Raw genomic sequence first — 21,226 nt, forward strand, 5'->3', positions numbered from 1 at the left:
TCCCACTGATTGAAGTTTCACTTTATTTGATTATGCCCATTTTTAAAAATATTTGTTGTAAAGGTTGACATGCAAAGTGAATACATTATAATTACAAGTAATCCGAGTAAATTAATGAGATTTATAGGAATAGGTGATTTTGAATGTTCATTGAGATAAACGATGTAAATAAACAATATAACGATAAAGAGAATCGGCCCGTTGACGTCCTGAAAGATATTAATCTATCGGTTGAAAAAGGGCAATTTGTCTCCATTTTAGGCCCTTCAGGATGCGGAAAGTCAACGCTTCTATCAATTGTTGCAGGGCTGACTAAAACAACTTCAGGCAACATTCAAATCGATGGAAAAACCATAACAAAACCCGGGAAAGACAGGGGAATGGTTTTCCAGCAGGCAGCTTTATTCCCGTGGCTGACAGTCATAGAAAATGTCACATTTCCCCTGAAAAAAGAAATGAAGAAAAAGGATGCAGAGGAAACGGCACTGAAGTATCTGCAAATGGTTCAGCTGGGAAAATATCTATCCCATTATCCTCATGAGCTTTCAGGAGGAATGCAGCAGAGGGTAGCAATCGCAAGAGCACTTGCCATGAACCCTGAAACACTACTGATGGATGAACCATTCGGAGCTCTTGATGAACAGACCCGTTCACGATTGCACGGACAGCTGGAGAACATTTGGACTGAGACGAAGAAAACGATTCTTTTTGTTACTCACAGCATCTCAGAATCTATAAAACTGTCGGATCGGATCATTGTAATGGGTACAAAGCCGGGAATCATTTTACAGGACATAATCGTTGATATTCCCAGACCACGGGAGGACCACAAAAAAGAAATGCTTGAAATTGAAGACCATATTATGAAATACCTGAAAAAGGAAATTGATAAAGTTGTCAGTGAGGAGCTCCAATATGCAAACAGCCATTAAACGGATCATATTTTTTGCAGCCATCATTGCATTCTGGGAAATTGGATCACGGCTTGAGCTCTGGCATCCTCTGATTTTCCCTTCCCTGTCCAGTGTATTCAATGCTCTTGTTGAAGGGTTTCAGGATAAAACATTAATCTATGATTTAATCGCAAGCTTTAAGCGGCTTGCAGTCGGTTTAACAATCAGCCTTATTATTGGTACTCTGATTGGAATTCTTTTAGGGAAATCCAAAACGGCTGATGAAACCCTGGGAGCTGTCATTCTCGCTTTGCAAAGTGTACCAAGCATCGTCTGGCTGCCCCTCGCGATTATGTGGTTCGGCTTAAATGAGAAGGCAGTTATTTTTGTGACCATACTCGGCGGTACATTTGTTATGGCTCTTAATATGAGAACAGGGATTAAAAATGTTTCACCCTTATATATCAAAGCAGCCCAGACAATGGGTGCGACTGGAATAGATTTATTCACACGTGTCATTTTTCCGGCATCCATTCCTTACGTAGTAACCGGCTCCCGCCTTGCCTGGGCATTTGCCTGGCGCGCCCTGATGGCTGGTGAGCTTTTAAGCACAGGACCAGGATTGGGCTACACACTTCGATATGCTTCAGACTTTGGAAGAATGGACATCGTAATCGGTGTCATGATTATTATTGGAGCAATCGGAATGATTGTTGACCAATTCATATTCCAGCGCATTGAAAAATCTGTTATTAAAAAATGGGGATTAGAGTCTTAAATCTGGAGGGATATTCATGAAAAAGGCGTTTTTATGGGTTGCTGTATTGTTTATGTTTACCGGGCTGCTTGCCGGCTGCGGATCATCAGAGAAGAGCAGCGGTAAGGAAGACAAGATTGTCATCGGTTATTTTCCTAATATCAATCATGTGCCGGCAATGGTTGCGAAAGATCAAGGATTTTTTGAAAAACAGCTTGGCGATGGAACGAAAGTAGAATATAAGACATTTGCTGAAGGCGGTTCTTTCATGACAGCTTTGAAAACAGGCGACATTGATGCAGGTCTGGTAGGACCCGGGCCAGCCATGAACAATTTCTCAACCGGAGCAGATGTAAAAATTATCGCAGGTGCTTCAACTGGGGGAACCGTTGTCCTTGCCAGGGAAGGGGTAAAAATCAACTCACTGGAAGATTTTCAGGGGAAAACATTCATCACGCCTGGTGTAGGCTGCACACATGATGTCCAGTACGAAACCTATCTTGAAGAAGCCGGCATCACGTCAGCACGCATCGGCGGTACCATGAAGCATTTAACAGGCAACCCGGCACAATATGCAAGCATGCTGAAAACAGGTAAAGTCGATATTGCAGTTGCTCCGGAACCATGGGCAGCAGTCATCGAACAGGAAACAAATGCAGAAGTGGTAATCGGATGGGATGAGGTCTCCTTCGGTGAAACACTTCCGGCATCCGTATTAGTTGCAACGGGCGACGCAGTGAAGAGCAGTCCGGAAAAGGTACAGAAAATTGTTGATGCACATAAAGATGCTGTGAAATTTATCGAAGAAAATCCTGAAGAAGCAAAAGCCATTACAATCAAAGACATTAAAGAAGTGACCGGGCAGGAGCTGGAAAAAGAAGTCGTAGACCGCGCCTGGGAAAGAATTGGGTTCACTTATGATGTAAATGCAGAAACAATCCAGGAATTTGCAGATTCATCCTACACGTTAAAATTCCTGAAGGATAAACCGGAATTCAGTGAACTGATTGCAAAGAACTTTATTAAATAAACATATTTGGACCGGAGCCTGGATGGGTTCCGGTTTTTCATATGTTTTAAGGGAAAGGAATCTCCTGGTTTAACTTTCACCCAAAAAAGGAAAAATACCATGCAAGTGACAAAAACAACATAGAAACAGGAGTGGCTAAAAATGAAAAAAGGTATGGGAGTTATAATTGCCGTGATTGCGGCAGTAGTCATAGCAGGTATAATGCTGATGTCCAGCTATAATGGATTTGTCAGTGCTGAGGAAAATGTGGATCAGGCATATTCTCAAATTGAGAACCAGCTGCAGCGAAGACTGGATTTGATTCCTAATCTGGTAAATACGGTAAAGGGGTATGCTGCACATGAGAAGGAGACCATTCAGGCGGTATCAGATGCACGTGCCAGATTGGCGGGAGCCCGTTCGCCTGAAGAGGAAGCAGCAGCAAATGCAGAACTGTCAGGCGCTCTGAGCCGGCTGCTTGTAGTAGTCGAAAACTATCCCAACCTGAAGGCGGATAAGCAGTTCACCCAATTAATGGACGAGCTTGCCGGTACGGAAAACCGGATTTCGGTTGCCCGAAAAGATTATAATGCCCAGGTTTCTATATATAACAAAAAAGTAAAAAGGTTTCCGGGTGCAATTGTAGCCGGGATTACAGGCTTTGATGAGAAAGAATATTTCAGGGCGGATCCTCTGGCGAATGAAGCACCTGACGTTGACTTTGGAGGCAATGGAGAATGATCATCCGCAGGGTCTTTTTGACCCTTCTTTTAATAAATTTATTAATGGGTGCATTCTCAGTCAATGCAGATGAATCCATCCCCCAGCCTGCTGGAGATATTTATGTTCAGGATTTTGCAGGAGTTCTAAATGAACGGGAAAAATCTGAGCTGATTAACCTGGGGAGACAATTGGAGGATCAGACAACTGCACAGGTGGCAGTGCTAACCGTTGATACAATTGGCGACAGGCCGATTGAAGAATATGCAAATGAAGCTTTTCGGGCATATGGCATTGGCAGTGCTGCTGAGAATAATGGTGTCTTACTAGTTGTGGCCATGCAGGATCGGAAGGTGCGCATTGAGGTTGGATATGGGCTTGAAGGCCGGATTCCAGATGGAAAAGCAGGCCGGATTCTTGATCAGGTTACCATTCCATATCTCCAGGATGGCCAGCCGGGCAGAGCGGTAATTGAAACCTATAAAGTGCTTTTACAGGAGGCTGCAGGTGAAGAAGTGAACTTAGGGAAGAGCGGTGATTATGCGGGTGCCGGGTCAAAGGATGAAGGCATTGGCATCCCGTCCTGGCTGCTGATTATCATTGCTGTCGGTTTGCTGTTTCTTGATATAAAATTCTTTGGCGGAGCCTTTTCATATGCCATACTTTCCATTCTCTCAAGAGGGGGAGGCGGAGGAAGAGGAGGCGGCGGTCCGCGGGGAGGCGGAGGCGGCTCATCAGGCGGCGGAGGAGCGAGCCGGGGCTGGTGAAACAAAGAAGAGCGGGGGCATTCCCGCTCTTTTCTATTACTTAATTCCAGTTACACACACGGTTAAAACGGGCCGGGCCTCTTTATATGATATGGAAATGGAATGGAATCCTGCAGCCTCCATATCAGCTTTGATTACCTGCCCAAGGTTTTTGGTTATGGTTTCATCTGCTCCTTCTTCTCTCGGCTGGACCGTGATGGCAATTACTCCGTCTTTCTCAAGCATCCCATGCAGGTGCTGAAGGGATTCTCTAGGTTTTGTCCAGAGTGGATAATTGTTGACTGAAAAGATTTTATTATATTTTTTATCCGGGAAGTAATCGTGGATATCTTTTACGAACAATCGGACTTTTCCCTGCTGGATATAGTCATCATTCAGTTTGGCTGCAGCAGCTTTCATATCTTCTGATACATCGACTCCATCCGTTTCTGCATGGCGCCAGTGATCCATTATATGTTTTATGCTGTAGCCGGGGCCAAAGCCAACCTCTAAAATGGAGTCTCTGCGATTTATCTGTAATTGTTCAATAGTCCATTTGTTAATCTTGCGGTTTTCAAAGTACATAATTTTCCCCGCAAGCTTTCCCAGTAATCCTTCAGGCTTTTCAAATTGTTTTCCTAAAATATCGAACATGTCTCTCACCTCGGAGTTTAATACTTATATTTAGTCTCTTTATAGGGTTTCTAAACCTATTCCGTAAAATGGATAGATATTTTTTAACTGGTAAAGGTACTATTATGAATTATGATAGGAGGAAGTCCGGTGATTTATCGCGAAGATCAATTACTAAAAAATCCCCCTTAAATTGGGGGATTTCATCTTAGTTATTTCTTATTAATTTGTTTCCCGCTTTTTTTCTGGCTTTGTGATTTATTGTTTCCCGCCTGAAACTCGCTTCCGAGTTCAACATCATTTCGCTTATCCTGTTTTTCAATTTGGGCTCTTGTTTGATTTGGATTTTGTCTGCCTTGTTTTGTCATATTTCTTTCCTCCCTTAAAATAGCTGACAGTCTTAATATGCGCTATAACCGGGAATAGATGAACAATATATTGAAATTTACTGAAAGAGGTGATTATCGTGTGCGGCAGGTTTACTTTAACGGAAACAATTCATAAACTTCAGCTGCTTTATGGGTTTGAATATGCAGAAGGTGAGGTTATGCCCAGATATAATATTGCTCCCAGCCAGAATATTTTAACAGTCACTGCTGACGGCAAGCAGCGGATCGGCAGACAGATGAAATGGGGACTGGTTCCTTTCTGGGCGAAGGATGAAAAAATAGGTTGCAAAATGATAAACGCCAGAGCTGAGGGCATCGACTCGAAACCAAGCTTTAAGGCTCCCTTTAGAAGCAAAAGATGCTTAATCCTGGCAGATGGATTTTATGAATGGAAGAAAACCGAAGAAGGAAAGCAGCCTTACAGGTTTATTATGAAAGACGAACAGCCTTTCGCTTTTGCAGGGATTTGGGATATATGGAATAAAGGCAAAACTCCTTTATTAACCTGTACAATCATAACAACGGGGCCTAATGAAGTAACAGAAGAAGTTCATGACAGGATGCCGGTCATCCTAAAGGAAAATGATTTTGAGGATTGGCTGAATCCCCGTTTTCATGACACTGAATATCTAAAGTCCTTGCTTGAACCGTACCCGGCTGAAAAAATGGAAAAATATCCGGTATCAGCCAAAGTAAATTCACCCAAAAATGAACTGGCAGAATTGATTTCACCACTTAATAGCCTATAAAAAACGGACGGGCTATGCGTCCGTCTTTTTTTATTACCCTCTGCTCACAAACATCGGAAGCTCCGTATGTCCCATTTCCCGTACATAAACAAACAGGTTCCCTTTATGGTGAATTTCATGATCCATTGCAATCTGGAGCAGCTGGGTGCCGGTAAGTTCCATTCCGAAAATTCCCGTCATATCAATTTTTCTTTCCAATTCCTCACTGGTTAAGGATGAAATTACTTCAATTGTTTTCTCTGTAAATTTTTCAGCTGCCTCAGTCAGGCTGGGCGCAACTTCATCCAACTTTTCGCCAAACACTGCCGGGCTGCCGTCTTTTACTGTTTTGGCAAACATATAAAAGGAAGTGAGCATATGTGTAACAAGTTTGCCGGCAGGCATGCTTGTTTCAGTTGGTTTATAATAAAAGTTTTTTTCATCAATCTTCCTGATCAGTTCATTGGTCACCTTTCTATGTGATAAAAAATAGCTTAGATATTTTTGTGCTCTTTCCATATTAATTCCCTCCTAAAAAGATAATCAGAATAACATTTCCACTTAACCTCTGTAAATCCCTTTATATTGCAAAAAGTTTCTAGCTGGCAGGAATCCTGCGAATTTTGTGGAATTATTTAACAGGGTAGGATCTGGAAGAATCTCAATTACAGACATATTGTTCATAGAGGGGGAGATTCAAATATGGGGAAGAAGAAGAAAAAGAAAAGCCATGTGCCTTTTAGGGTTAATTTATTGTTTTTCTCTGTTTTTGTATTATTTTCAGCATTAATATTAAGGCTTGGTGTAGTACAGATTGTAAATGGCGAGACATACAAAAAGGAAGTAGACAGGACGGAAGATGTCATCGTATCGAATCCGGTTCCAAGGGGAAGGATGCTGGACCGGAACCATCAGGTTATCGTGGATAATATCCCAAAGAGTGCGATTACATATACCAACCGCAATGCAAAACAGGATGAGATGCTTCAAGTGGCAGAGCGGCTGGCTGTTCTGATAGATAAAAAGACCGATAAGGTGACCGATCGGGATAAGAAGGATCATTGGATCTTGAAAAACCCGGAAGCTGCACGGGAAAAAATAACTGATAAGGAATGGAAGCTTTTTAAAGAAAAAAAACTGGATGATAAGCAAATTTATAAGATGCAGCTAAAAAGAATCACAGAAGAAGACCTGAAGCAGCTGAGCAAGCAGGACTTGGAAGTGCTGGCAATCTATCGTGAATTTACAAGCGGCTATGCGATGACACCGCAAATTGTTAAGAATGAAGGTGTATCACAAAAAGAATATGCAGCAGTAAGCGAGAATCTTCAATATCTTCCAGGTGTCAATACAACCACTGACTGGGACCGGACTTATGCTTTTGACAGTACGCTCCAGACAGTGCTTGGGAAGGTTACGGATTCCGGTGAAGGGCTGCCGCAGGAGCGGCTTGATTATTTTCTGGCCAGAGATTACAGCAGAAATGAACGTGTTGGAAAGAGCTATCTGGAAATGCAATATGAAGATGTACTGCATGGCCAGAAATCAAAGGAAAAGCTTATTACGAAAAAAGGGGAAATTCTCGGAAGTGAATTGGTTTCTGAAGGCCAAAGAGGCAAGGATCTTGTCCTGACGATTGATATGGACCTTCAGAAGGCTGTGGAAAAAGTTTTGGAAGATGAAATTTGGGCTGCTAAGCGAACCCGGGGGACTTATTTAATGGATCGTGCGTTTGTCGTCCTAATGAGCCCGCATACAGGTGAAGTTCTGACAATGGCTGGAAAGATGATTGGCAAAGATGATAATGGAAAAACCGTTCTGCAGGATTATGCGCTGGGGACGATTTCATCTTCTTACAATGTAGGATCCTCTGTAAAAGGGGCAACTGTTTTAACAGGCTATAAAACGGGTGCAATTACACCCGGAACGACCTTTTTAGATGCACCGATGAAAATTGCAGGAACTCCGCAGGTGAAAAAATCCTGGTTTAACTTTCAGGCTATCATGAACGAAACAAGGGCACTGCGTATCTCCTCAAACGTATATATGTTCAAAACTGCCGTTGAAATTGCGGATGCCCGCTATGCTTATGATCAGCCTCTTGGATTTAAAAATCCTAATGCGTTTGAAGATATGAGAGAATCCTTCGGCCAATTTGGCCTTGGTGTCAGAACTGGCATTGATTTGCCAAATGAGGCAATAGGCTATAAGGGCCCCCTCAGACTGCCGGGCTTTTTATTAGACCTTGCAATCGGACAGTATGATACCTATACTCCGATGCAAATGGCCCAATATATATCAACGATTGCCAATGGAGGCTACCGCATTCAGCCGCGCCTTGTTAAAGAAATCCGCGAGCCGGGCGCAGAGCAGGAGAAACTGGGGCCAATCTGGAAGGATATTCAGCCGACTGTCTTAAATACAATAGATGTAAGCGAAAGAGAATTAAACACTGTCAAAGAGGGACTAAGACAGGTAATGCAGCATCCTGAAGGCACTGCCTATAGAAGATTCGCGGATGCCCCATATTCTCCGGCAGGAAAAACAGGTACAGCGGAAGCATTTTATGACGGCCCGCTCAAAAAGAAGGGAGATAAATTAATAGATGTAATGAACTTGAGCCTTGTTGCCTATGCACCGCATAATAATCCGGAAATCGCCATGTCTGTCATTGTCCCGTGGGCCTACCAGGGAAGAAGCGGGCATACAGCCAATTATGAAATTGGCAGAAAAGTTTTAGATGTCTATTTCGAGCTGAAGAAAAAGGGGGCAGGTGCAGAACAGGAGAAGCCCGCCGAAGAAGGTTCAGAAACAGAAGAAACCTAATATTTTTTGGCCTCAGACGGCAGGACAAAAAGCCTTTCCTTACCCGGATTGGCTTTTTTTAAACCAGAATTTATTTTTAAAGTGTTTTAATTTATCTTTTATCAAAATCGGTTTGTCATTTTTTCCAAAGACCTTGCGATTAACCATGAATTGAATCGTTTCTTCCAGAATAGCTAGGATTATAATAGGGATTACCAGAAACCAGAACCACATGCTTCTGCTCCTTTCGTTTGATCGCATACAATTTATTTATATTCAAGAATGTAGAGATAATGATGTTGATGGAAAAATAACCCATGTATTCTCCTGGCTTATCTTGTACTGGTTGTTTTCTTAAATAACCTATTATTAAAGAAATAAACTTCTGCTTCTCAAAGGATCTGTGTAGTTTAATGAAAGGGCATTCGGGAAAATAGGATAAAAAGGAGGTCCAACAAATGAAAACCATAAATGTAGAACTGCAATATGATGATAAGGAATTAACTAATAATCAAACCAAAGCATTTGATCAATTGAAGAGCCATCTCGAAGGCACAGGATTTAAAGTAGTTACGATCATGGAAAATGATCAATATTTAAAGGAGAATTCCGGCCTTCCAAATCAAAAGAAAAATAAGGTCCTGCCATCCCAGCCTGAAGGAGCAGAACCTGATATCAATTCCAGCGGTGCAGGAGGCATGGTCTCCCCTGATTCCAGTGAAAGCAAATATTCCGAGTAAGTCAAAAGCCTTAGTCCATTGCGGACTAAGGCTTTTCCTTTATTAAAGGTACTTAAAGCAAACCTTTAGCAATTATCTGATTTGTGAAGATGAAGCGGCGGAGGAATCAGCCATCCTTTTTCTTTGTTCATGCGAAGAACCTTTATGCCTAAAGCGGCTTTCTGAGTATGAAATTGGCCAAACATGCCTGCAATATCTTCACGGATACATTGACCCATAATTGTACTGCAGCCAACTAATCCTGCTGCCAGATCACCTGCTAATTTTGCAGCTACTTCAGGATCCATAAATCTGGCACCTGCAGGAATATCGTTTACACAAGCATCAGGTCTGTCGGGGGGTGTGGGAGGAAGACCAATCCCGTTTTCCTTTAACATCGCTTCGATCTCCTCTTCCTCCTGCTTGCAGAGGCGAATAGCTTCCTGAAGCATTTTCTTTAAGTCCTCATCTCCAGAGTGACTTACCATTGTCTGGTATGCCGAGGCCATTCCTTTTCCTGCGAGCAAGTAAGACCATGTGCTAAAAACTTCACCATAATGCATAGGCTCGTCTTTTGGATTTCCGCTTAAAATACCCATAGTATACCTCCTGAGAAAGTTCATGATTGTGCCACCTTCCTTATAATGCACAGCTATATCATGCCCATCAGGAGCCTAGAAATGTAATGAATATTAAATGATTAAACTTCGTCTATTTGTGGTAAATACCGTATAAAAGCAGAGGAGATGATTACTATGGACCAAACAAAAAAATCATATTATATAGATATTGAAAATGCGCAAGTTTACGCAGAACCTGTTGAAGCAGCTGAATGGCAGTTTAAAATTTATGCTGATGACCAGGAAATGAAGGAGCTGGCCAATTATATCGAAAAAAATTATGACGCGGATATGAAAACATTTGAGCTTGCACATGTACCATTCGTGGAGGATAAAGAAAAGGCGCAAAATCATAATTATGATGCGTCAATCCAACGCATGTATAAGATGATTTATGATCTGGGTGATGACGAAACACGGAGGAATATTGAAGAGATGGGAATATTAAAAAAAGACATTACTGAATAAAAAAGCAAAAAAAGCGGCTGTTCTTCATGGACAGGCCGCTTTTTTAATATGAATTTTGCCTGCAATCTAAGCAGGGTTTAATAAAGGAAGTCGTCAAATCTTCAAAATAAAAAGAACCATCTCTTCTGCTTTCTTCAGAAGTGAGGTTCTTATGTTTACTTCTATATAAATAGTCTTTTTTTGTTTTTGTTTTCCTCGAACGCATGTCTGTAAATACAAAGGGACTTCTGTTGCATTCAGGGTTCCTTTTCCCCTCACGCACTGCTTTGTCGCGTAACTTCTTTGCCGCTGATTTAGTCATATAAACAACTCCTTTTTTCTAATTATAACATGTCTTCCTGAAGCCAGCCTCTCCCCGATGATAAAATTTATCAGCATATAAAGATAGGGGAATTTTCCCCTCCGAATGGGGAAGTTCCCCGATATGGAAAAACTCACCCTGCTTTTACAATAAGGTTAAGGTAGTTGTTTGTGAATGAGGAGGAGTTATTATGCAGGCAAAAGCTGCAGTCAATCAAAAATCAGGGAACACACTAAACAATGCGTTTGCATCACATTTTGCCAAGTCAATGTTTTTATCTGTTACAGCATTAGCCATTCTTTCTTTTATCGGCACAAGAATGTTTACACATGTTGATTTAAACCTGTACGGATATATGGTCGGAACTATAGTGTTCATTGGAGGATTTTTCTATAGATTCATTGCTTGGGGTGAAAGGCCGCCAACAAAGCTTATTTTGAAAAAAGGATTGAAACTGTTATTTAGAAAGTCAACACCAAAGACATCTGTTGAGCATCTTGCAACATACAATTTTATCTGGAATAGGGGAATTTACCGATGGACTCAGCACGTGCTGATCGGCTGGGGCTGTATCTTATCCTGCTTTGTTACATTCCCTCTCGTTTTCGGCTGGATGTATTTTACGATGGATGACAATGGCCATTACAACATAATTGCAATGGGCATGAAGGTAATGACTGTCCCGGCGGAAGGCATTATCGCCAACCTTTCTTATAACGCACTGAATATTACAGCAGTAATGGTAATCGCCGGTGTTTGCATGGCGCTTTACCGCCGCCTGAAAAATATGCAGGCCAGAGCAGAGCAGAAATTCCTGTATGATTTCTTGCCTTTATATATGCTGCTGCTAGTTAGCATAACAGGGCTGGCTTTAACCTTTATGAATATCTTTTTACACGGGGCGGGACAGCCGGCAATGTCACTGATCCATCAATGGTCAGTTATCATTACACTGATTTACCTGCCATTTGGAAAGCTTGCACATATCCCTTTCCGGCCAATGAGTGTTTTGGCAAGAAACTACCGGGAACATTATGCCGAACAGGGCATGAAGGAATGCAAGGTCTGCGGAGATCAGTTCGTTTCAATTGAACAATCAAAAGATGTCGTCGATGTACTCGGCGTGAACACTATAGAATTTAAAGCAAAGGAAGGGCATCATCTTGCAGAAATGTGCCTCCCTTGCCGAAGAAAGTACCGGATTGCACAATTTTCCGGATTCCCTACTCATGAAGTGAAGGTCAAGGAGGCAAACCAGAATGCAAAGGGATAAGTTTTTTAAAGAAATTGAGAATTTAAACCATCCGAATGAAAAGTTGATAAAAACACACTGCAGTTATTGCGGGATGCAGTGCGGAATGAACTTGAGGGTTAATACACAAACAAATAAAATCATCGGGGTTGAGCCCCGTTATGACTGGCCTGTTACTGTCGGCAAAATGTGTCCGAAAGGGGTTACCGCCTACCAGCAGACCAACCACAAAGACCGACTGCTGAAGCCGCTGATCCGGGATGATGCTTCTTTGAAAGGAACAGCAGAAGGGTTCCGTGAAGCAAGCTGGGATGAGGCATATGATTTAATCGCAAAAAAATTCAAAGAGCTTCAGACAGAATACGGAAAAGATTCACTCTCCGTCTTCAGCGGAGTGTCCATGACAAATGAAAAGTGTTATCTGACAGGCAAGTTTGCACGGGTTGCTATGGGAACGCGCTATATTGACTATAACGGCAGATTCTGTATGTCCAGTGCAGCGGGCGGATTCCTTCGCTCTTTCGGAGTAGATAGAGGCTCAACATTGCCTTGGACAGATATTCATGAAACGGATTGCCTGTTTATCGCCGGAAGCAATACAGCTGAATGCCATCCAACCTCCATGTTCCGTATTTGGAACGTTCAGGAAAGAGGCGGTTATATCATTGTGGTGGATCCCCGCGAAACGCCAATTGCGAGAAGGGCGGACCTGCATCTTGATTTGCAGCCCGGAACAGACCTTGCACTTGCAAACGGGATTGTACATCAATTAATCGAAATGGGCCATATAGATGAAGAATTTATTAATAAGCATACGAACGGCTTTGAAGAAACAAAGGAACTGGTCAAGGAATTCACCCCTGAATATACAAGCATGCTGACTGGTGTAGCACCGGAAAAAATCATACGCGCTGCAGAAATATACGGAAAAGCTCCAAATGCGGTTGTAATGTTTGCACGGGGTGTTGAACAGCAGCATAAGGGTGTTGATAATGTTTCCGCGTACACCAACATGGCGCTTGTTACTGGAAAGATCGGCCGTCCAAAAGCCGGAGTAGCCACTTTCACCGGACAGGGAAATGGGCAGGGCGGAAGGGAGCACGGGCAAAAGTCAGATTTGCTTCCAGGCTACCGGAAAATTACAAATCCAAAACATGTTGAAGAAGTATGCAGCGTTTGGGGAATCACACCTGAAGAAATGCCGCAGCCTGGTGTTTCTGCCTATGAAATGATTGAGCTGATGGAGCAAAAAACAATTCGCGGTTTATACCTTCTATGTTCGAATCCGGCTGTATCAGCACCAAATCTAAATTTTGTGAGGAAAGCATTTAAAGCCTTGGACTTCATGGTCTGCTCCGATTTCTATCTTTCTGAATCGGCTGAATTTGCAGATGTGATCCTGCCATCCGTTACCTGGTCAGAGGATGAAGGGACCGTAACAAATATTGAAGGACGTATTATAAAAATCAACAAAGCTCAGGAGCCTATAGGTGAGTCAAAGCCGGACTGGAAGATTCAAGTGGAGCTGGCTGAGCGCTTAGGCAGAGGAAAATATTTTTCTCACCTGAAAACAGCCAGAGATGTTGCGGATGAGTTCAGGCTTGCAACTAAGGGCGGCTATGCTGATTATTATGGTGCTACATGGGATAAGATCGATAAGCAGGACGGGGTTTTCTGGCCTTGTAAAGACGAAAAAGATGAAGGAACACCACATATGTTCCTTGATAAAAAGTTCTATCATCCGGATGGCAAAGCAAAGATTTGCGCCCTGCCGTACCGTCCGCCAGCGGAAGAACCATGTGAAAAGTATCCGCTTCGCTTAACGACTGGCCGGGTAGTTTATCATTATCTATCAGGCAACCAGACCAGAAGAATACCTTTCCTGCATGATATGTGTCCGGAACCATATGTGGAAATCCATCCGGAAACAGCAGCAACATATAATATGGAACATGAAGAAAGAGTCCGCTTGTTTACAAGAAGAGGCGAGGCTATTTATAAAGTCAAAATTACCGAAGCCATCCGCAAGGATACTGTCTTTGTTCCATACCATTTTGGACATGAAGAATCTATTAATCTATTAACAATTGCGGCATTAGATCCAATATCCCGTATGCCTGAATTCAAGGCATGTGCTGCACAGCTGGAAAAAGTCGAATTAAAGAAGGTGCAATAAATGAAAAAGAGGCTGTATTTGGAACTTGAAAACTGTATAGGATGCCGTTCTTGTCTGGCAGCATGTACACAATGCGGGGGGCACGAGGAGCGCAACAGAAACTATGTGTATGATGTAAATCCTCTTGTGAACCGGCAGACAATGCCTCTCATGTGCCTTCACTGTGAAAATCCGGCATGTGCTCGAAGCTGTCCTGCCCAGGCTATTCAGATTCATGAGACAGGTGCTGTATTATCTGCACTTGTCGAAAAGTGTATCGGCTGCCAGAACTGTACCATTGCCTGCCCATATGGCATTCCGAAATTTGATCAAGAGCAGAACATAATGTACAAATGCGATCTATGTATTGACCGGACTAAAGATGGTATTCCTCCAATGTGTGCGAGTGTATGTCCATCCAATACTTTGCAGTGGCTGACTGATGAAGAAATTGAAAACAAAAAGAAGCAATTTAATCTTGATAACGGCAAATGGGTAACAAGCATGCCATATCTTGAAGGTGAAACAAACGTAAAGGTAAATCTGCCGGGAATCCTTCAGGGGATTACAAAGCTGTTTTAGGAGGGATTAGGGATGTCTGAAAGGAATAACAAGATTCCCTTTAATGAGGATAATTATACGCATAATATCGAACGGAATAATGAAAGAAAACTGGATAGACGGGGATTCATGAAAACCTTGGTGGGTGCGGCCGGTGTATTTGCGGTTTCCTCCCTTCCCTGGGGGGCGGTAGCTGCCAAAGAATTGATGGGGCTTGGCGAAAAGGAATATCCTCATAAGAAAATAACCGAAGTAAGCAAGCTGCCAATCGGCGATGCAGTGGAGTTCAAGTTTCCTGGAGATCATGACGATGCAATATTAATCCGCTTATCAGAGAACAAATATGTGGCCTATCAGAACGCGTGTACACATCTGCGCTGCCCGGTATTCTGGGTGAAGGAGCAGGGTGAAATGATTTGCCCTTGCCACCACGGCAAGTTCGATGTGGCAACTGGTGCGCCGACTGCGGGACCTCCAAGAAGGCCGCTTCCGGAAATACAGGTTAAGGTGGAGAATGGCGCAGTTTATGCGGTGAGGGTGAAGCGTTATGAAGCGTAGATACCTTGGAGTCATTATTTTAGCAGCGATATTAATGATGAATATTGTCTTTACTCAATATATGGTCCACCAATATTATTACGAAAACTATGAAAATGTACTGATTTTTGGCGGGCTGAATATTGTTCTTTTTCCCCTGGCTGTATTCGCTTATAAAAAGACGATTAACATGAGGGCGTGATTCATATGAACAGTGAAACGTATCTTGACTTTTGTTTTGTAAGAGAAAGATCCGGAGATTTTGCTCCGGAAGTTGATCAGCTCCTTTCAGAACTTTTTAAGGGAGTCCGTCTAAACTGGTACTTGGATGAAAAGTCACATGATGGCATGGACATTGTAGTAGCAGAGGTAAAAGGCATGAGCAAATGGCAATCGGAAGAGGAAACCATTGAATATATAGAAGAAAATGCAGGAGAATCCTTCTGGAAATATCTTCAGGGGTACCAGATGTATGTTTATCCTGCCAAAAGAGGGTGCGGAAGCTGTGGAACTCATTAAAAAAGAGGATCTGGACGGATTTGTCCTGGAGAAGGTTCAGGTGGCAATATTAGATGAAGATGGAAGTGACCAAGCACCATTTGTTCCTAAGATAATTGAAAAAACCGGCCTTTGTCCCGATGGAACACACTTGCGGATTTATTTTGATAAAATGAACTTTTTTGCGGTCCCGCTGACCTCCTCTGTAGAAGCATCTGAGACCCAGTGGGCTGCAATCGATCAGGAAGCCGGATTAAAATATGTAATTAAGAAGAGAGCGTGAACAAAGTGATTAGAAAAATACAGCTTCCATTGCAGACGTTAAACTTAGTGGCCGGGTTTATGGTTTGGGTGCTGATATCCTCCCTTATGCCATTTATAAAGGAAGATATCAATATTCCATCCGATAAGCTTGCTCTTGTAACAGCTGTTCCGGTCATCCTCGGATCCCTGCTCCGCATACCTTTGGGGTATTATGCTAATCAGTTTGGCGCCAGAGTAATCTTTATGCTGAGCTTTATTCTTCTATTATTTCCAGTCTATTATATCAGCATAGCAGATTCGATTACTGATTTGCTTATCGGGGGATTATTCCTCGGCCTTGGAGGAGCGGTATTCTCTGTTGGGGTTACATCTCTTCCGAAGTATTACCCAAAGGAACGTCATGGGTTTGTCAATGGCATCTACGGGGCAGGGAATCTTGGAACAGCCATCACTGCATTTGCAGCACCTGTTATTGCAACAAAATTTGGATGGTCCCTAACTGTACAGATATACCTTGTTCTGCTGGTGATTTTTATTGCGGCTAACTTCTTACTGGGAGATAAAAAAGAAGTTAAGGTACAGACTCCGCTTCTTGAGCAAATAAAAGGAGTCTATAAAAATGAAAAACTTTGGCTTTTGAGCTTATTCTATTTTATTACCTTTGGATCATTTGTGGCGTTTACTATTTATTTGCCAAACTTCCTTGTAGCCCACTTTGAACTTGATAAAGTTGATGCAGGATTAAGAACAGCAGGTTTCATTGTTCTAGCAACAGCCATGAGACCAATAGGCGGCTGGCTGGCTGACCGTTTTCATTCTTTAATTTTGCTGATGTTTGTTTTTGGCGTCTACACCATTTCTGCGGTGATACTATCACTATCTCCTTCAATCACATGGTATACATTCGGATGCTTAAGCATTGCTCTATCAGCGGGAATTGGTAACGGGGTCATATTTAAGCTTGTGCCAATGTACTTCCAGAAGCAGGCCGGTATCGTAAATGGAATTGTGTCTGCAATGGGCGGTCTGGGCGGATTTTTCCCTCCGCTGCTTTTGACTCTCCTATTTAACATTACAGGGCATTATGCAATTGGTTTTATGGCATTGTCTCAGGTCGCGCTTGCCAGCCTGATTCTGGTTGTTTGGATGTATTACCAGGGAAGGATGGAAATTGCGAGCCAGGTTATTGATCATACAATCGAAGGTATTCTGATTACGGATAAGAACGGAAAAATCATCTCTGTAAACCCTGCCTTCACAGAAATCACCGGATATACGGAAGAGGAAGTAGTCGGCAAAAATCCGAGTGTACTTAAATCAGGAAGACAGTCTAAGGGCTTTTACCAGGACTTGTGGACTTCACTCGAAAAAAATGGATTCTGGCAAGGTGAAATATGGAACTCCCGAAAGGATGGGGAAGAATATCTCCAGTGGCTAACCATCAGTGCAATAAAAAATGATGCCGGTGATGTAGTCCAATATGCAGGCATGTTCAGTGATATCTCCAGCCATCGGGTGAAAAAAGCATAAATAAAGCAAATAATTAAAGGAGGAGGGATGAAATGGAAACCCAGCCAGCAAAGAAAAATATCAGTTCATATATTATTCAATCTCAGGAAGATGAAATTAAGCGCATTGCCCTTGAGCTTCACGAAGGGGTAGGGCAGACGCTTTACAGTTTGTTTACAGGCATGCAGTTCATTCAGACAGCTGTCGATCAGCCTGAGATGAAAGACTATATTCGGGATATGGCACAAATGATGGAAAAAACAATTCAGGAAATCAGGCTTCTGGCTGTGGAATTGCATCCCCCTGCTTTAGGAACCCTCGGTCTCTTGCCGGCTCTGAAAAGTTATCTGAAATTATACACTTCCACGTATGGTATCATCGTTGACCTTGAAAATGAGGGAAAGGAAGTGCAAATCAGGGAACGGGAAAGGATTACACTGTTCCGTGTTTGCCAGGAAGCCCTGGCTAACATAGCGAGGTATGCTGATACAATGAGTGCAGGCATTAGTCTTCGTTGGGAGCCGGGACAGCTTTCTATTATGATAAAAGACAAGGGGAAGGGCTTTGATGTAGATGCTGCGATGAAAAGTTCAGCCGGCATTGCTGCCATGATGGAGAGAATGCTGTTAATTAACGGCAAATGCGTCATCAGCTCAAAAATCGGTGAAGGGACTTCAATAGATATCACCCTTCCGTTATACTAAGATTATACTTAACAAGGGATCTGCATTTTGCGGCTCCCTTGTTGCCTATTTCAGATTTTTTTTACGGACAAATGCTAAGGGGGAGCGGGCTTGATCAATATTTTACTTTGCGATGACCACGCGGTGGTCAGGATGGGTTTGAAAATGCTTTTAAATAACCATGATGACATGCAGGTGGTTGGTGAAGCTTCTGAAGGCAATGAGGGGATTCAGCAGGCACTGGAATTAAAACCGGATGTGGTTGTCATGGATTTAAGCATGCCCCACGGGAAAGATGGCATGTCGGCAACCTCAGAATTAAAAAAACTAATGCCTGAAATAGCGATCCTCATTTTAACCATGCATGATGATGAGGAATACTTATTCAGGGCGATTCAAGCTGGCGCTTCCGGGTGTATTTTAAAGAGTGCACCCCATGATGAACTGCTCGCAGCAATCCGGTCTGTTGCAAGCGGGAATGCGTATTTGCATCCTTCTGCAACCAAAAGGCTGATGGAAGAATATATCGGAAGTGTGAAGCAGGGGAACACCGATACATTCAATCTTCTTTCCGACAGGGAGAAAGAAGTTCTTACATTAATAGCCAAAGGGTTTTCCAATAAGGACATTGCTGAACAGCTTGTGATTAGTGTCAAGACAGTTGAAACACATAAAGGTAATTTAATGGAAAAGCTTCAGATGAAAACCAGGCCGGAGCTCGTTTCTTACGCCTTAAAGAAAGGGCTGCTTGGCTATGGAATATAAGGGGTGCAGTCCTGGCGGAAGCGTCCGGATTGATCAGGCTTGTGAGAAGGTTCTGGCTGAGCTTGAATGTGATTTTGTTGGATTGGCACTGCAGAATACGGATGGCCCGGATGTAAAATGGCATTATGCCGCAGGAAACAGCAACGAGAAATATAAGCGGATAACAGTTAGGTACGGCAAAGGCATTGCAGGGAAAGTGATTTCAACCGGAAGGCCGATGTATGTGGATAACTTTCCCGATAATATTGCCGGAAAAGCATTAGAATACCCAATTATGCTTGCTGAAGGACTGAAGCATGCTTATGCTGTTCCTATTCATTTTAAAGGGATCCCAAAGGGGGTCCTCCTGATCGGGAACCGTTCGGGGCAGCCTGTAAGTGAGAGCAGGCAAAGTGCTGCAAGGGAAGCTGCCAGGACACTTGAAAAAAAGCTGAATGGTTAAAATAAGCAACTGGAGGAACGTAAAAATGGACAGGGATAATCAGCTGGCGAAAGAGAGAGAGATTGCTCCTGATTCCAGTGATGCAACGATTCTTGTAAATAAATTTGGGAGCATCTCTTATGCGAACGAGCAGGCACAATTGCAATTTGGATATAGCGAACAGGAGCTGCAGGGGAAGAGCCTGGAAGAATTGCTTCCTGAGATCACTCTGCTAGAAACAGAAGAGGGCAAAGTGGTTCACCAGTATGGACAGCACCGTAACGGCGGAGTATTTTCAATTTTTATAGAATTAATTCTTTCAAGCTTGCAGAAGAAAGCTATTATCTAATCGTCTTTCACACAGTCAAAGACCGTTCCCGCTTAAAAAAGCAACAGTCATATCCGTTAAAGGAATTGGTTGACCTGCAGTTTGCCCTGGATGAATCAACCATTGTCGCCTTTACAGACAGAAAAGGGAAAATCACCTATGTGAATGAAAAGTTCTGTGAGGTATCGAAATTTTCTGCAGAAGAGCTGATAGGCAAGGACCATAGAATTATCAACTCCTCATACCACTCCAGGGGTTTTATGGAAAACCTTTGGAACACCATTTCGAGCGGAGAAGTCTGGCGCGGAGAAATTAAAAACAAAGCCAAAGACGGAACTCATTATTGGGTAGATACTACGATCGTTCCTTTTATTGATGAAAAAGGGAAGCCGTATAAATACCTGGCAATCCGGAAGGAAATAACAGAATATAAGCGGGTTGTCGAGGAACTGAGAAATTCTGTAAACGAGCTGATTGATTTAAAGTTTGCCCTGGATTCTTCATCGATTGTGGCTATTACAGATCAGAAAGGCACGATTACGTATGTGAATGATCAGTTCTGCAGCATTTCAGGATTTTCACGGGAAGAATTGGTGGGACAGGATCATAGAATTATAAATTCAGGGTACCATTCCCAAGATTTTTTCAGAGATTTATGGAGGACAATTTCTTCCGGGAAGGTATGGAAAGGCGAGATCAAGAACAGAGCTAAGGATGGAACTTATTATTGGGTGGATACCACGATCGTCCCATTCCTTAATGATAAAGGGAAACCATATCAGCATCTTGCTATTCGACATGAAGTCACACAAAGAAAAAATGCAGAAGAAGAGCTGCAAAATATGATGACAAGAATTATCGATGTTCAAGAGGATGAGCGGAAAAGACTATCCCGGGAACTTCACGACGGAATAGGACAGAATTTGTACAGCCATCTGATTACCATTAATAGGCTTCAGGCTGAAATAAGCCATCCGCTGCTGGATCAAATGCAGGATGAGGCTACTGAAATCATTGAGGAACTTAGGGGTCTTTCATGGGAGCTTCGTCCCTCAGTGCTTGATGATCTGGGTCTCATACCTGCGATCCGATCCTACCTGGTCCGTTTTTCAGAACATCATAATATCAATGTCCAGTTTGATTGTTACCTGGCTTCCCGCCTTAATTCAAATAAAGAAATCACCATCTATAGAATCATTCAGGAAGCACTGACGAATATAAGAAAATATGCTGAAACAGATGAAGCTTCAGTTACAATCAGGCAAATGGAAGCAGAAATCCGCATTGTCATTGAAGATAAAGGCAAAGGGTTCAATGTTAATGAAGTTTCAAGAGGAGTCGGCCTTTTCAGCATGGAAGAGCGGGCAAAAGCTGCAGGCGGTTCCATTGATGTTTATTCAGAAGAAAACAAAGGGACGAAAATTATACTTGAAATTCCGCTATAAAAAAAAGCTGCCGAGTTTTG

At 42.7% G+C, this 21,226-nt stretch carries 27 protein-coding genes; 22 read left to right on the forward strand and 5 right to left on the reverse strand.

Annotated features, from left to right (window positions below; genetic code table 11):
- The first annotated feature begins 143 nt into the window (after nucleotides 1–143).
- The 5 genes from CHI10_RS16480 to CHI10_RS16500 all read left to right on the forward strand — a co-directional run bounded on the left by CHI10_RS16480 (nucleotide 144) and on the right by CHI10_RS16500 (nucleotide 4,146).
- Entirely contained in the window at nucleotides 144–932 is a 789-nt protein-coding gene (locus CHI10_RS16480) for an ABC transporter ATP-binding protein (protein WP_095245319.1), read from the forward strand.
- Nucleotides 916–1,671 (forward strand): ABC transporter permease, encoded by a 756-nt coding sequence (locus tag CHI10_RS16485; protein WP_095245320.1) that lies wholly within the window; start codon nucleotides 916–918, stop codon nucleotides 1,669–1,671. The genes CHI10_RS16480 and CHI10_RS16485 overlap by 17 nt, the downstream gene beginning before the upstream one ends.
- A gap of 16 nt (nucleotides 1,672–1,687) precedes the next feature.
- Complete coding sequence (locus CHI10_RS16490) at nucleotides 1,688–2,680, forward strand: aliphatic sulfonate ABC transporter substrate-binding protein (RefSeq protein WP_095245321.1); 993 nt, start codon at nucleotides 1,688–1,690, stop codon at nucleotides 2,678–2,680.
- Between the two features lie 141 nt (nucleotides 2,681–2,821).
- A complete protein-coding gene (locus tag CHI10_RS16495; RefSeq protein WP_095245322.1) occupies nucleotides 2,822–3,400 on the forward strand; it encodes a LemA family protein in 579 nt (192 codons plus the stop codon).
- The gene (locus CHI10_RS16500; protein ID WP_095245323.1) at nucleotides 3,397–4,146 is read left to right on the forward strand and encodes a TPM domain-containing protein; all 750 of its coding nucleotides are present in this window, start codon (nucleotides 3,397–3,399) and stop codon (nucleotides 4,144–4,146) included. The genes CHI10_RS16495 and CHI10_RS16500 overlap by 4 nt, the downstream gene beginning before the upstream one ends.
- 36 nt (nucleotides 4,147–4,182) lie before the next feature.
- Here the strand turns inward: CHI10_RS16500 and CHI10_RS16505 are convergent, their stop codons facing one another.
- Together CHI10_RS16505 and CHI10_RS22455 are read right to left on the reverse strand one after the other, a co-directional pair.
- Nucleotides 4,183–4,779, reverse strand: a complete 597-nt coding sequence (locus CHI10_RS16505; RefSeq protein ID WP_095245324.1) for a class I SAM-dependent methyltransferase — start codon at nucleotides 4,777–4,779, stop codon at nucleotides 4,183–4,185.
- Between the two features lie 191 nt (nucleotides 4,780–4,970).
- On the reverse strand, nucleotides 4,971–5,126 hold the full coding sequence (locus CHI10_RS22455) for a PIN domain-containing protein (RefSeq protein WP_169799763.1): 156 nt from the start codon (nucleotides 5,124–5,126) through the stop codon (nucleotides 4,971–4,973).
- A 98-nt stretch (nucleotides 5,127–5,224) separates the two neighbouring features.
- Between CHI10_RS22455 and CHI10_RS16510 the strand changes: the two genes are divergently transcribed.
- A complete protein-coding gene (locus CHI10_RS16510) occupies nucleotides 5,225–5,896 on the forward strand; it encodes an SOS response-associated peptidase (RefSeq protein ID WP_095245325.1) in 672 nt (223 codons plus the stop codon).
- A 33-nt stretch (nucleotides 5,897–5,929) separates the two neighbouring features.
- Here the strand turns inward: CHI10_RS16510 and CHI10_RS16515 are convergent, their stop codons facing one another.
- A complete protein-coding gene (locus tag CHI10_RS16515; RefSeq protein WP_095245326.1) occupies nucleotides 5,930–6,394 on the reverse strand; it encodes a DinB family protein in 465 nt (154 codons plus the stop codon).
- 183 nt (nucleotides 6,395–6,577) lie between these two features.
- Between CHI10_RS16515 and CHI10_RS16520 the strand changes: the two genes are divergently transcribed.
- The gene (locus CHI10_RS16520; RefSeq protein WP_095245327.1) at nucleotides 6,578–8,701 is read left to right on the forward strand and encodes a peptidoglycan D,D-transpeptidase FtsI family protein; all 2,124 of its coding nucleotides are present in this window, start codon (nucleotides 6,578–6,580) and stop codon (nucleotides 8,699–8,701) included.
- Between the two features lie 437 nt (nucleotides 8,702–9,138).
- Nucleotides 9,139–9,420 carry a hypothetical protein gene (locus tag CHI10_RS16525; protein ID WP_095245328.1) on the forward strand — a complete coding sequence of 94 codons (282 nt, stop codon included), beginning with the start codon at nucleotides 9,139–9,141 and terminating at the stop codon, nucleotides 9,418–9,420.
- Nucleotides 9,421–9,485: 65 nt separating this feature from the next.
- Here CHI10_RS16525 and CHI10_RS16530 read toward each other — a convergent pair whose 3' ends face one another.
- Nucleotides 9,486–9,998 (reverse strand): DUF3231 family protein, encoded by a 513-nt coding sequence (locus tag CHI10_RS16530; RefSeq protein WP_095245329.1) that lies wholly within the window; start codon nucleotides 9,996–9,998, stop codon nucleotides 9,486–9,488.
- Between the two features lie 156 nt (nucleotides 9,999–10,154).
- Here CHI10_RS16530 and CHI10_RS16535 point away from each other — a divergent pair, with 156 nt between their 5' ends.
- On the forward strand, nucleotides 10,155–10,487 hold the full coding sequence (locus tag CHI10_RS16535; protein ID WP_095245330.1) for a hydrolase: 333 nt from the start codon (nucleotides 10,155–10,157) through the stop codon (nucleotides 10,485–10,487).
- A gap of 43 nt (nucleotides 10,488–10,530) precedes the next feature.
- On the opposite strand, the gene CHI10_RS16540 is transcribed toward CHI10_RS16535, so the two are convergent.
- The gene (locus CHI10_RS16540; RefSeq protein WP_095245331.1) at nucleotides 10,531–10,788 is read right to left on the reverse strand and encodes a hypothetical protein; all 258 of its coding nucleotides are present in this window, start codon (nucleotides 10,786–10,788) and stop codon (nucleotides 10,531–10,533) included.
- 190 nt (nucleotides 10,789–10,978) lie between these two features.
- On the opposite strand from CHI10_RS16540, the gene CHI10_RS16545 reads away from it, so the two are divergent.
- The 13 genes from CHI10_RS16545 to CHI10_RS16600 all read left to right on the forward strand — a co-directional run bounded on the left by CHI10_RS16545 (nucleotide 10,979) and on the right by CHI10_RS16600 (nucleotide 21,206).
- Nucleotides 10,979–12,061: a hypothetical protein gene (locus CHI10_RS16545; protein WP_095245332.1), complete on the forward strand. Its 1,083-nt coding sequence runs from the start codon at nucleotides 10,979–10,981 to the stop codon at nucleotides 12,059–12,061.
- The gene (locus CHI10_RS16550; protein ID WP_095245333.1) at nucleotides 12,048–14,216 is read left to right on the forward strand and encodes a molybdopterin oxidoreductase family protein; all 2,169 of its coding nucleotides are present in this window, start codon (nucleotides 12,048–12,050) and stop codon (nucleotides 14,214–14,216) included. The genes CHI10_RS16545 and CHI10_RS16550 overlap by 14 nt, the downstream gene beginning before the upstream one ends.
- Nucleotides 14,217–14,777 carry a 4Fe-4S dicluster domain-containing protein gene (locus CHI10_RS16555; RefSeq protein WP_076259109.1) on the forward strand — a complete coding sequence of 187 codons (561 nt, stop codon included), beginning with the start codon at nucleotides 14,217–14,219 and terminating at the stop codon, nucleotides 14,775–14,777. It abuts the gene before it with no gap.
- 12 nt (nucleotides 14,778–14,789) lie between these two features.
- Entirely contained in the window at nucleotides 14,790–15,314 is a 525-nt protein-coding gene (locus CHI10_RS16560; protein WP_076259112.1) for a Rieske (2Fe-2S) protein, read from the forward strand.
- Nucleotides 15,304–15,495 carry a hypothetical protein gene (locus tag CHI10_RS16565; protein WP_076259115.1) on the forward strand — a complete coding sequence of 64 codons (192 nt, stop codon included), beginning with the start codon at nucleotides 15,304–15,306 and terminating at the stop codon, nucleotides 15,493–15,495. The genes CHI10_RS16560 and CHI10_RS16565 overlap by 11 nt, the downstream gene beginning before the upstream one ends.
- A gap of 5 nt (nucleotides 15,496–15,500) precedes the next feature.
- The gene (locus CHI10_RS16570; RefSeq protein ID WP_076259117.1) at nucleotides 15,501–15,812 is read left to right on the forward strand and encodes a hypothetical protein; all 312 of its coding nucleotides are present in this window, start codon (nucleotides 15,501–15,503) and stop codon (nucleotides 15,810–15,812) included.
- Nucleotides 15,799–16,074, forward strand: coding sequence for a hypothetical protein (locus tag CHI10_RS16575; protein WP_095245334.1), 276 nt, complete (start codon nucleotides 15,799–15,801; stop codon nucleotides 16,072–16,074). Before CHI10_RS16570 ends, CHI10_RS16575 begins: the two co-directional genes overlap by 14 nt.
- A gap of 5 nt (nucleotides 16,075–16,079) precedes the next feature.
- Nucleotides 16,080–17,585 (forward strand): nitrate/nitrite transporter, encoded by a 1,506-nt coding sequence (locus tag CHI10_RS16580; protein ID WP_095245368.1) that lies wholly within the window; start codon nucleotides 16,080–16,082, stop codon nucleotides 17,583–17,585.
- A 32-nt stretch (nucleotides 17,586–17,617) separates the two neighbouring features.
- The gene (locus CHI10_RS16585; protein WP_095245335.1) at nucleotides 17,618–18,268 is read left to right on the forward strand and encodes a sensor histidine kinase; all 651 of its coding nucleotides are present in this window, start codon (nucleotides 17,618–17,620) and stop codon (nucleotides 18,266–18,268) included.
- Nucleotides 18,269–18,358: 90 nt separating this feature from the next.
- Entirely contained in the window at nucleotides 18,359–19,012 is a 654-nt protein-coding gene (locus CHI10_RS16590) for a response regulator (protein WP_076259125.1), read from the forward strand.
- Nucleotides 19,002–19,454, forward strand: a complete 453-nt coding sequence (locus CHI10_RS16595) for a GAF domain-containing protein (RefSeq protein WP_095245336.1) — start codon at nucleotides 19,002–19,004, stop codon at nucleotides 19,452–19,454. The genes CHI10_RS16590 and CHI10_RS16595 overlap by 11 nt, the downstream gene beginning before the upstream one ends.
- A 25-nt stretch (nucleotides 19,455–19,479) precedes the next feature.
- Complete coding sequence (locus CHI10_RS22760) at nucleotides 19,480–19,782, forward strand: PAS domain-containing protein (protein WP_286137423.1); 303 nt, start codon at nucleotides 19,480–19,482, stop codon at nucleotides 19,780–19,782.
- 65 nt (nucleotides 19,783–19,847) lie between these two features.
- Complete coding sequence (locus CHI10_RS16600; protein WP_286137424.1) at nucleotides 19,848–21,206, forward strand: PAS domain-containing sensor histidine kinase; 1,359 nt, start codon at nucleotides 19,848–19,850, stop codon at nucleotides 21,204–21,206.
- The last annotated feature ends 20 nt before the right edge of the window (nucleotides 21,207–21,226 follow it).

Origin of the sequence: Bacillus sp. 7894-2, assembly GCF_002272225.1 — a bacterium.
GTDB lineage: Bacteria > Bacillota > Bacilli > Bacillales > Cytobacillaceae > Cytobacillus.

What these genes read in the sequence shown, in the direction of transcription:
- CHI10_RS16480 (WP_095245319.1), top strand. Translation starts at nt 144, where the DNA reads ATGTTCATTGAGATAAACGATGTAAATAAACAATATAACGATAAAGAG.
- CHI10_RS16485 (WP_095245320.1), top strand. Translation starts at nt 916, where the DNA reads ATGCAAACAGCCATTAAACGGATCATATTTTTTGCAGCCATCATTGCA.
- CHI10_RS16490 (WP_095245321.1), top strand. Translation starts at nt 1,688, where the DNA reads ATGAAAAAGGCGTTTTTATGGGTTGCTGTATTGTTTATGTTTACCGGG.
- CHI10_RS16495 (WP_095245322.1), top strand. Translation starts at nt 2,822, where the DNA reads ATGAAAAAAGGTATGGGAGTTATAATTGCCGTGATTGCGGCAGTAGTC.
- CHI10_RS16500 (WP_095245323.1), top strand. Translation starts at nt 3,397, where the DNA reads ATGATCATCCGCAGGGTCTTTTTGACCCTTCTTTTAATAAATTTATTA.
- CHI10_RS16505 (WP_095245324.1), bottom strand. Translation starts at nt 4,779, where the DNA reads ATGTTCGATATTTTAGGAAAACAATTTGAAAAGCCTGAAGGATTACTG.
- CHI10_RS22455 (WP_169799763.1), bottom strand. Translation starts at nt 5,126, where the DNA reads ATGACAAAACAAGGCAGACAAAATCCAAATCAAACAAGAGCCCAAATT.
- CHI10_RS16515 (WP_095245326.1), bottom strand. Translation starts at nt 6,394, where the DNA reads ATGGAAAGAGCACAAAAATATCTAAGCTATTTTTTATCACATAGAAAG.
- CHI10_RS16520 (WP_095245327.1), top strand. Translation starts at nt 6,578, where the DNA reads ATGGGGAAGAAGAAGAAAAAGAAAAGCCATGTGCCTTTTAGGGTTAAT.
- CHI10_RS16525 (WP_095245328.1), top strand. Translation starts at nt 9,139, where the DNA reads ATGAAAACCATAAATGTAGAACTGCAATATGATGATAAGGAATTAACT.
- CHI10_RS16530 (WP_095245329.1), bottom strand. Translation starts at nt 9,998, where the DNA reads ATGGGTATTTTAAGCGGAAATCCAAAAGACGAGCCTATGCATTATGGT.
- CHI10_RS16535 (WP_095245330.1), top strand. Translation starts at nt 10,155, where the DNA reads ATGGACCAAACAAAAAAATCATATTATATAGATATTGAAAATGCGCAA.
- CHI10_RS16540 (WP_095245331.1), bottom strand. Translation starts at nt 10,788, where the DNA reads ATGACTAAATCAGCGGCAAAGAAGTTACGCGACAAAGCAGTGCGTGAG.
- CHI10_RS16545 (WP_095245332.1), top strand. Translation starts at nt 10,979, where the DNA reads ATGCAGGCAAAAGCTGCAGTCAATCAAAAATCAGGGAACACACTAAAC.
- CHI10_RS16550 (WP_095245333.1), top strand. Translation starts at nt 12,048, where the DNA reads ATGCAAAGGGATAAGTTTTTTAAAGAAATTGAGAATTTAAACCATCCG.
- CHI10_RS16555 (WP_076259109.1), top strand. Translation starts at nt 14,217, where the DNA reads ATGAAAAAGAGGCTGTATTTGGAACTTGAAAACTGTATAGGATGCCGT.
- CHI10_RS16560 (WP_076259112.1), top strand. Translation starts at nt 14,790, where the DNA reads ATGTCTGAAAGGAATAACAAGATTCCCTTTAATGAGGATAATTATACG.
- CHI10_RS16565 (WP_076259115.1), top strand. Translation starts at nt 15,304, where the DNA reads ATGAAGCGTAGATACCTTGGAGTCATTATTTTAGCAGCGATATTAATG.
- CHI10_RS16570 (WP_076259117.1), top strand. Translation starts at nt 15,501, where the DNA reads ATGAACAGTGAAACGTATCTTGACTTTTGTTTTGTAAGAGAAAGATCC.
- CHI10_RS16585 (WP_095245335.1), top strand. Translation starts at nt 17,618, where the DNA reads ATGGAAACCCAGCCAGCAAAGAAAAATATCAGTTCATATATTATTCAA.
- CHI10_RS16595 (WP_095245336.1), top strand. Translation starts at nt 19,002, where the DNA reads ATGGAATATAAGGGGTGCAGTCCTGGCGGAAGCGTCCGGATTGATCAG.
- CHI10_RS22760 (WP_286137423.1), top strand. Translation starts at nt 19,480, where the DNA reads ATGGACAGGGATAATCAGCTGGCGAAAGAGAGAGAGATTGCTCCTGAT.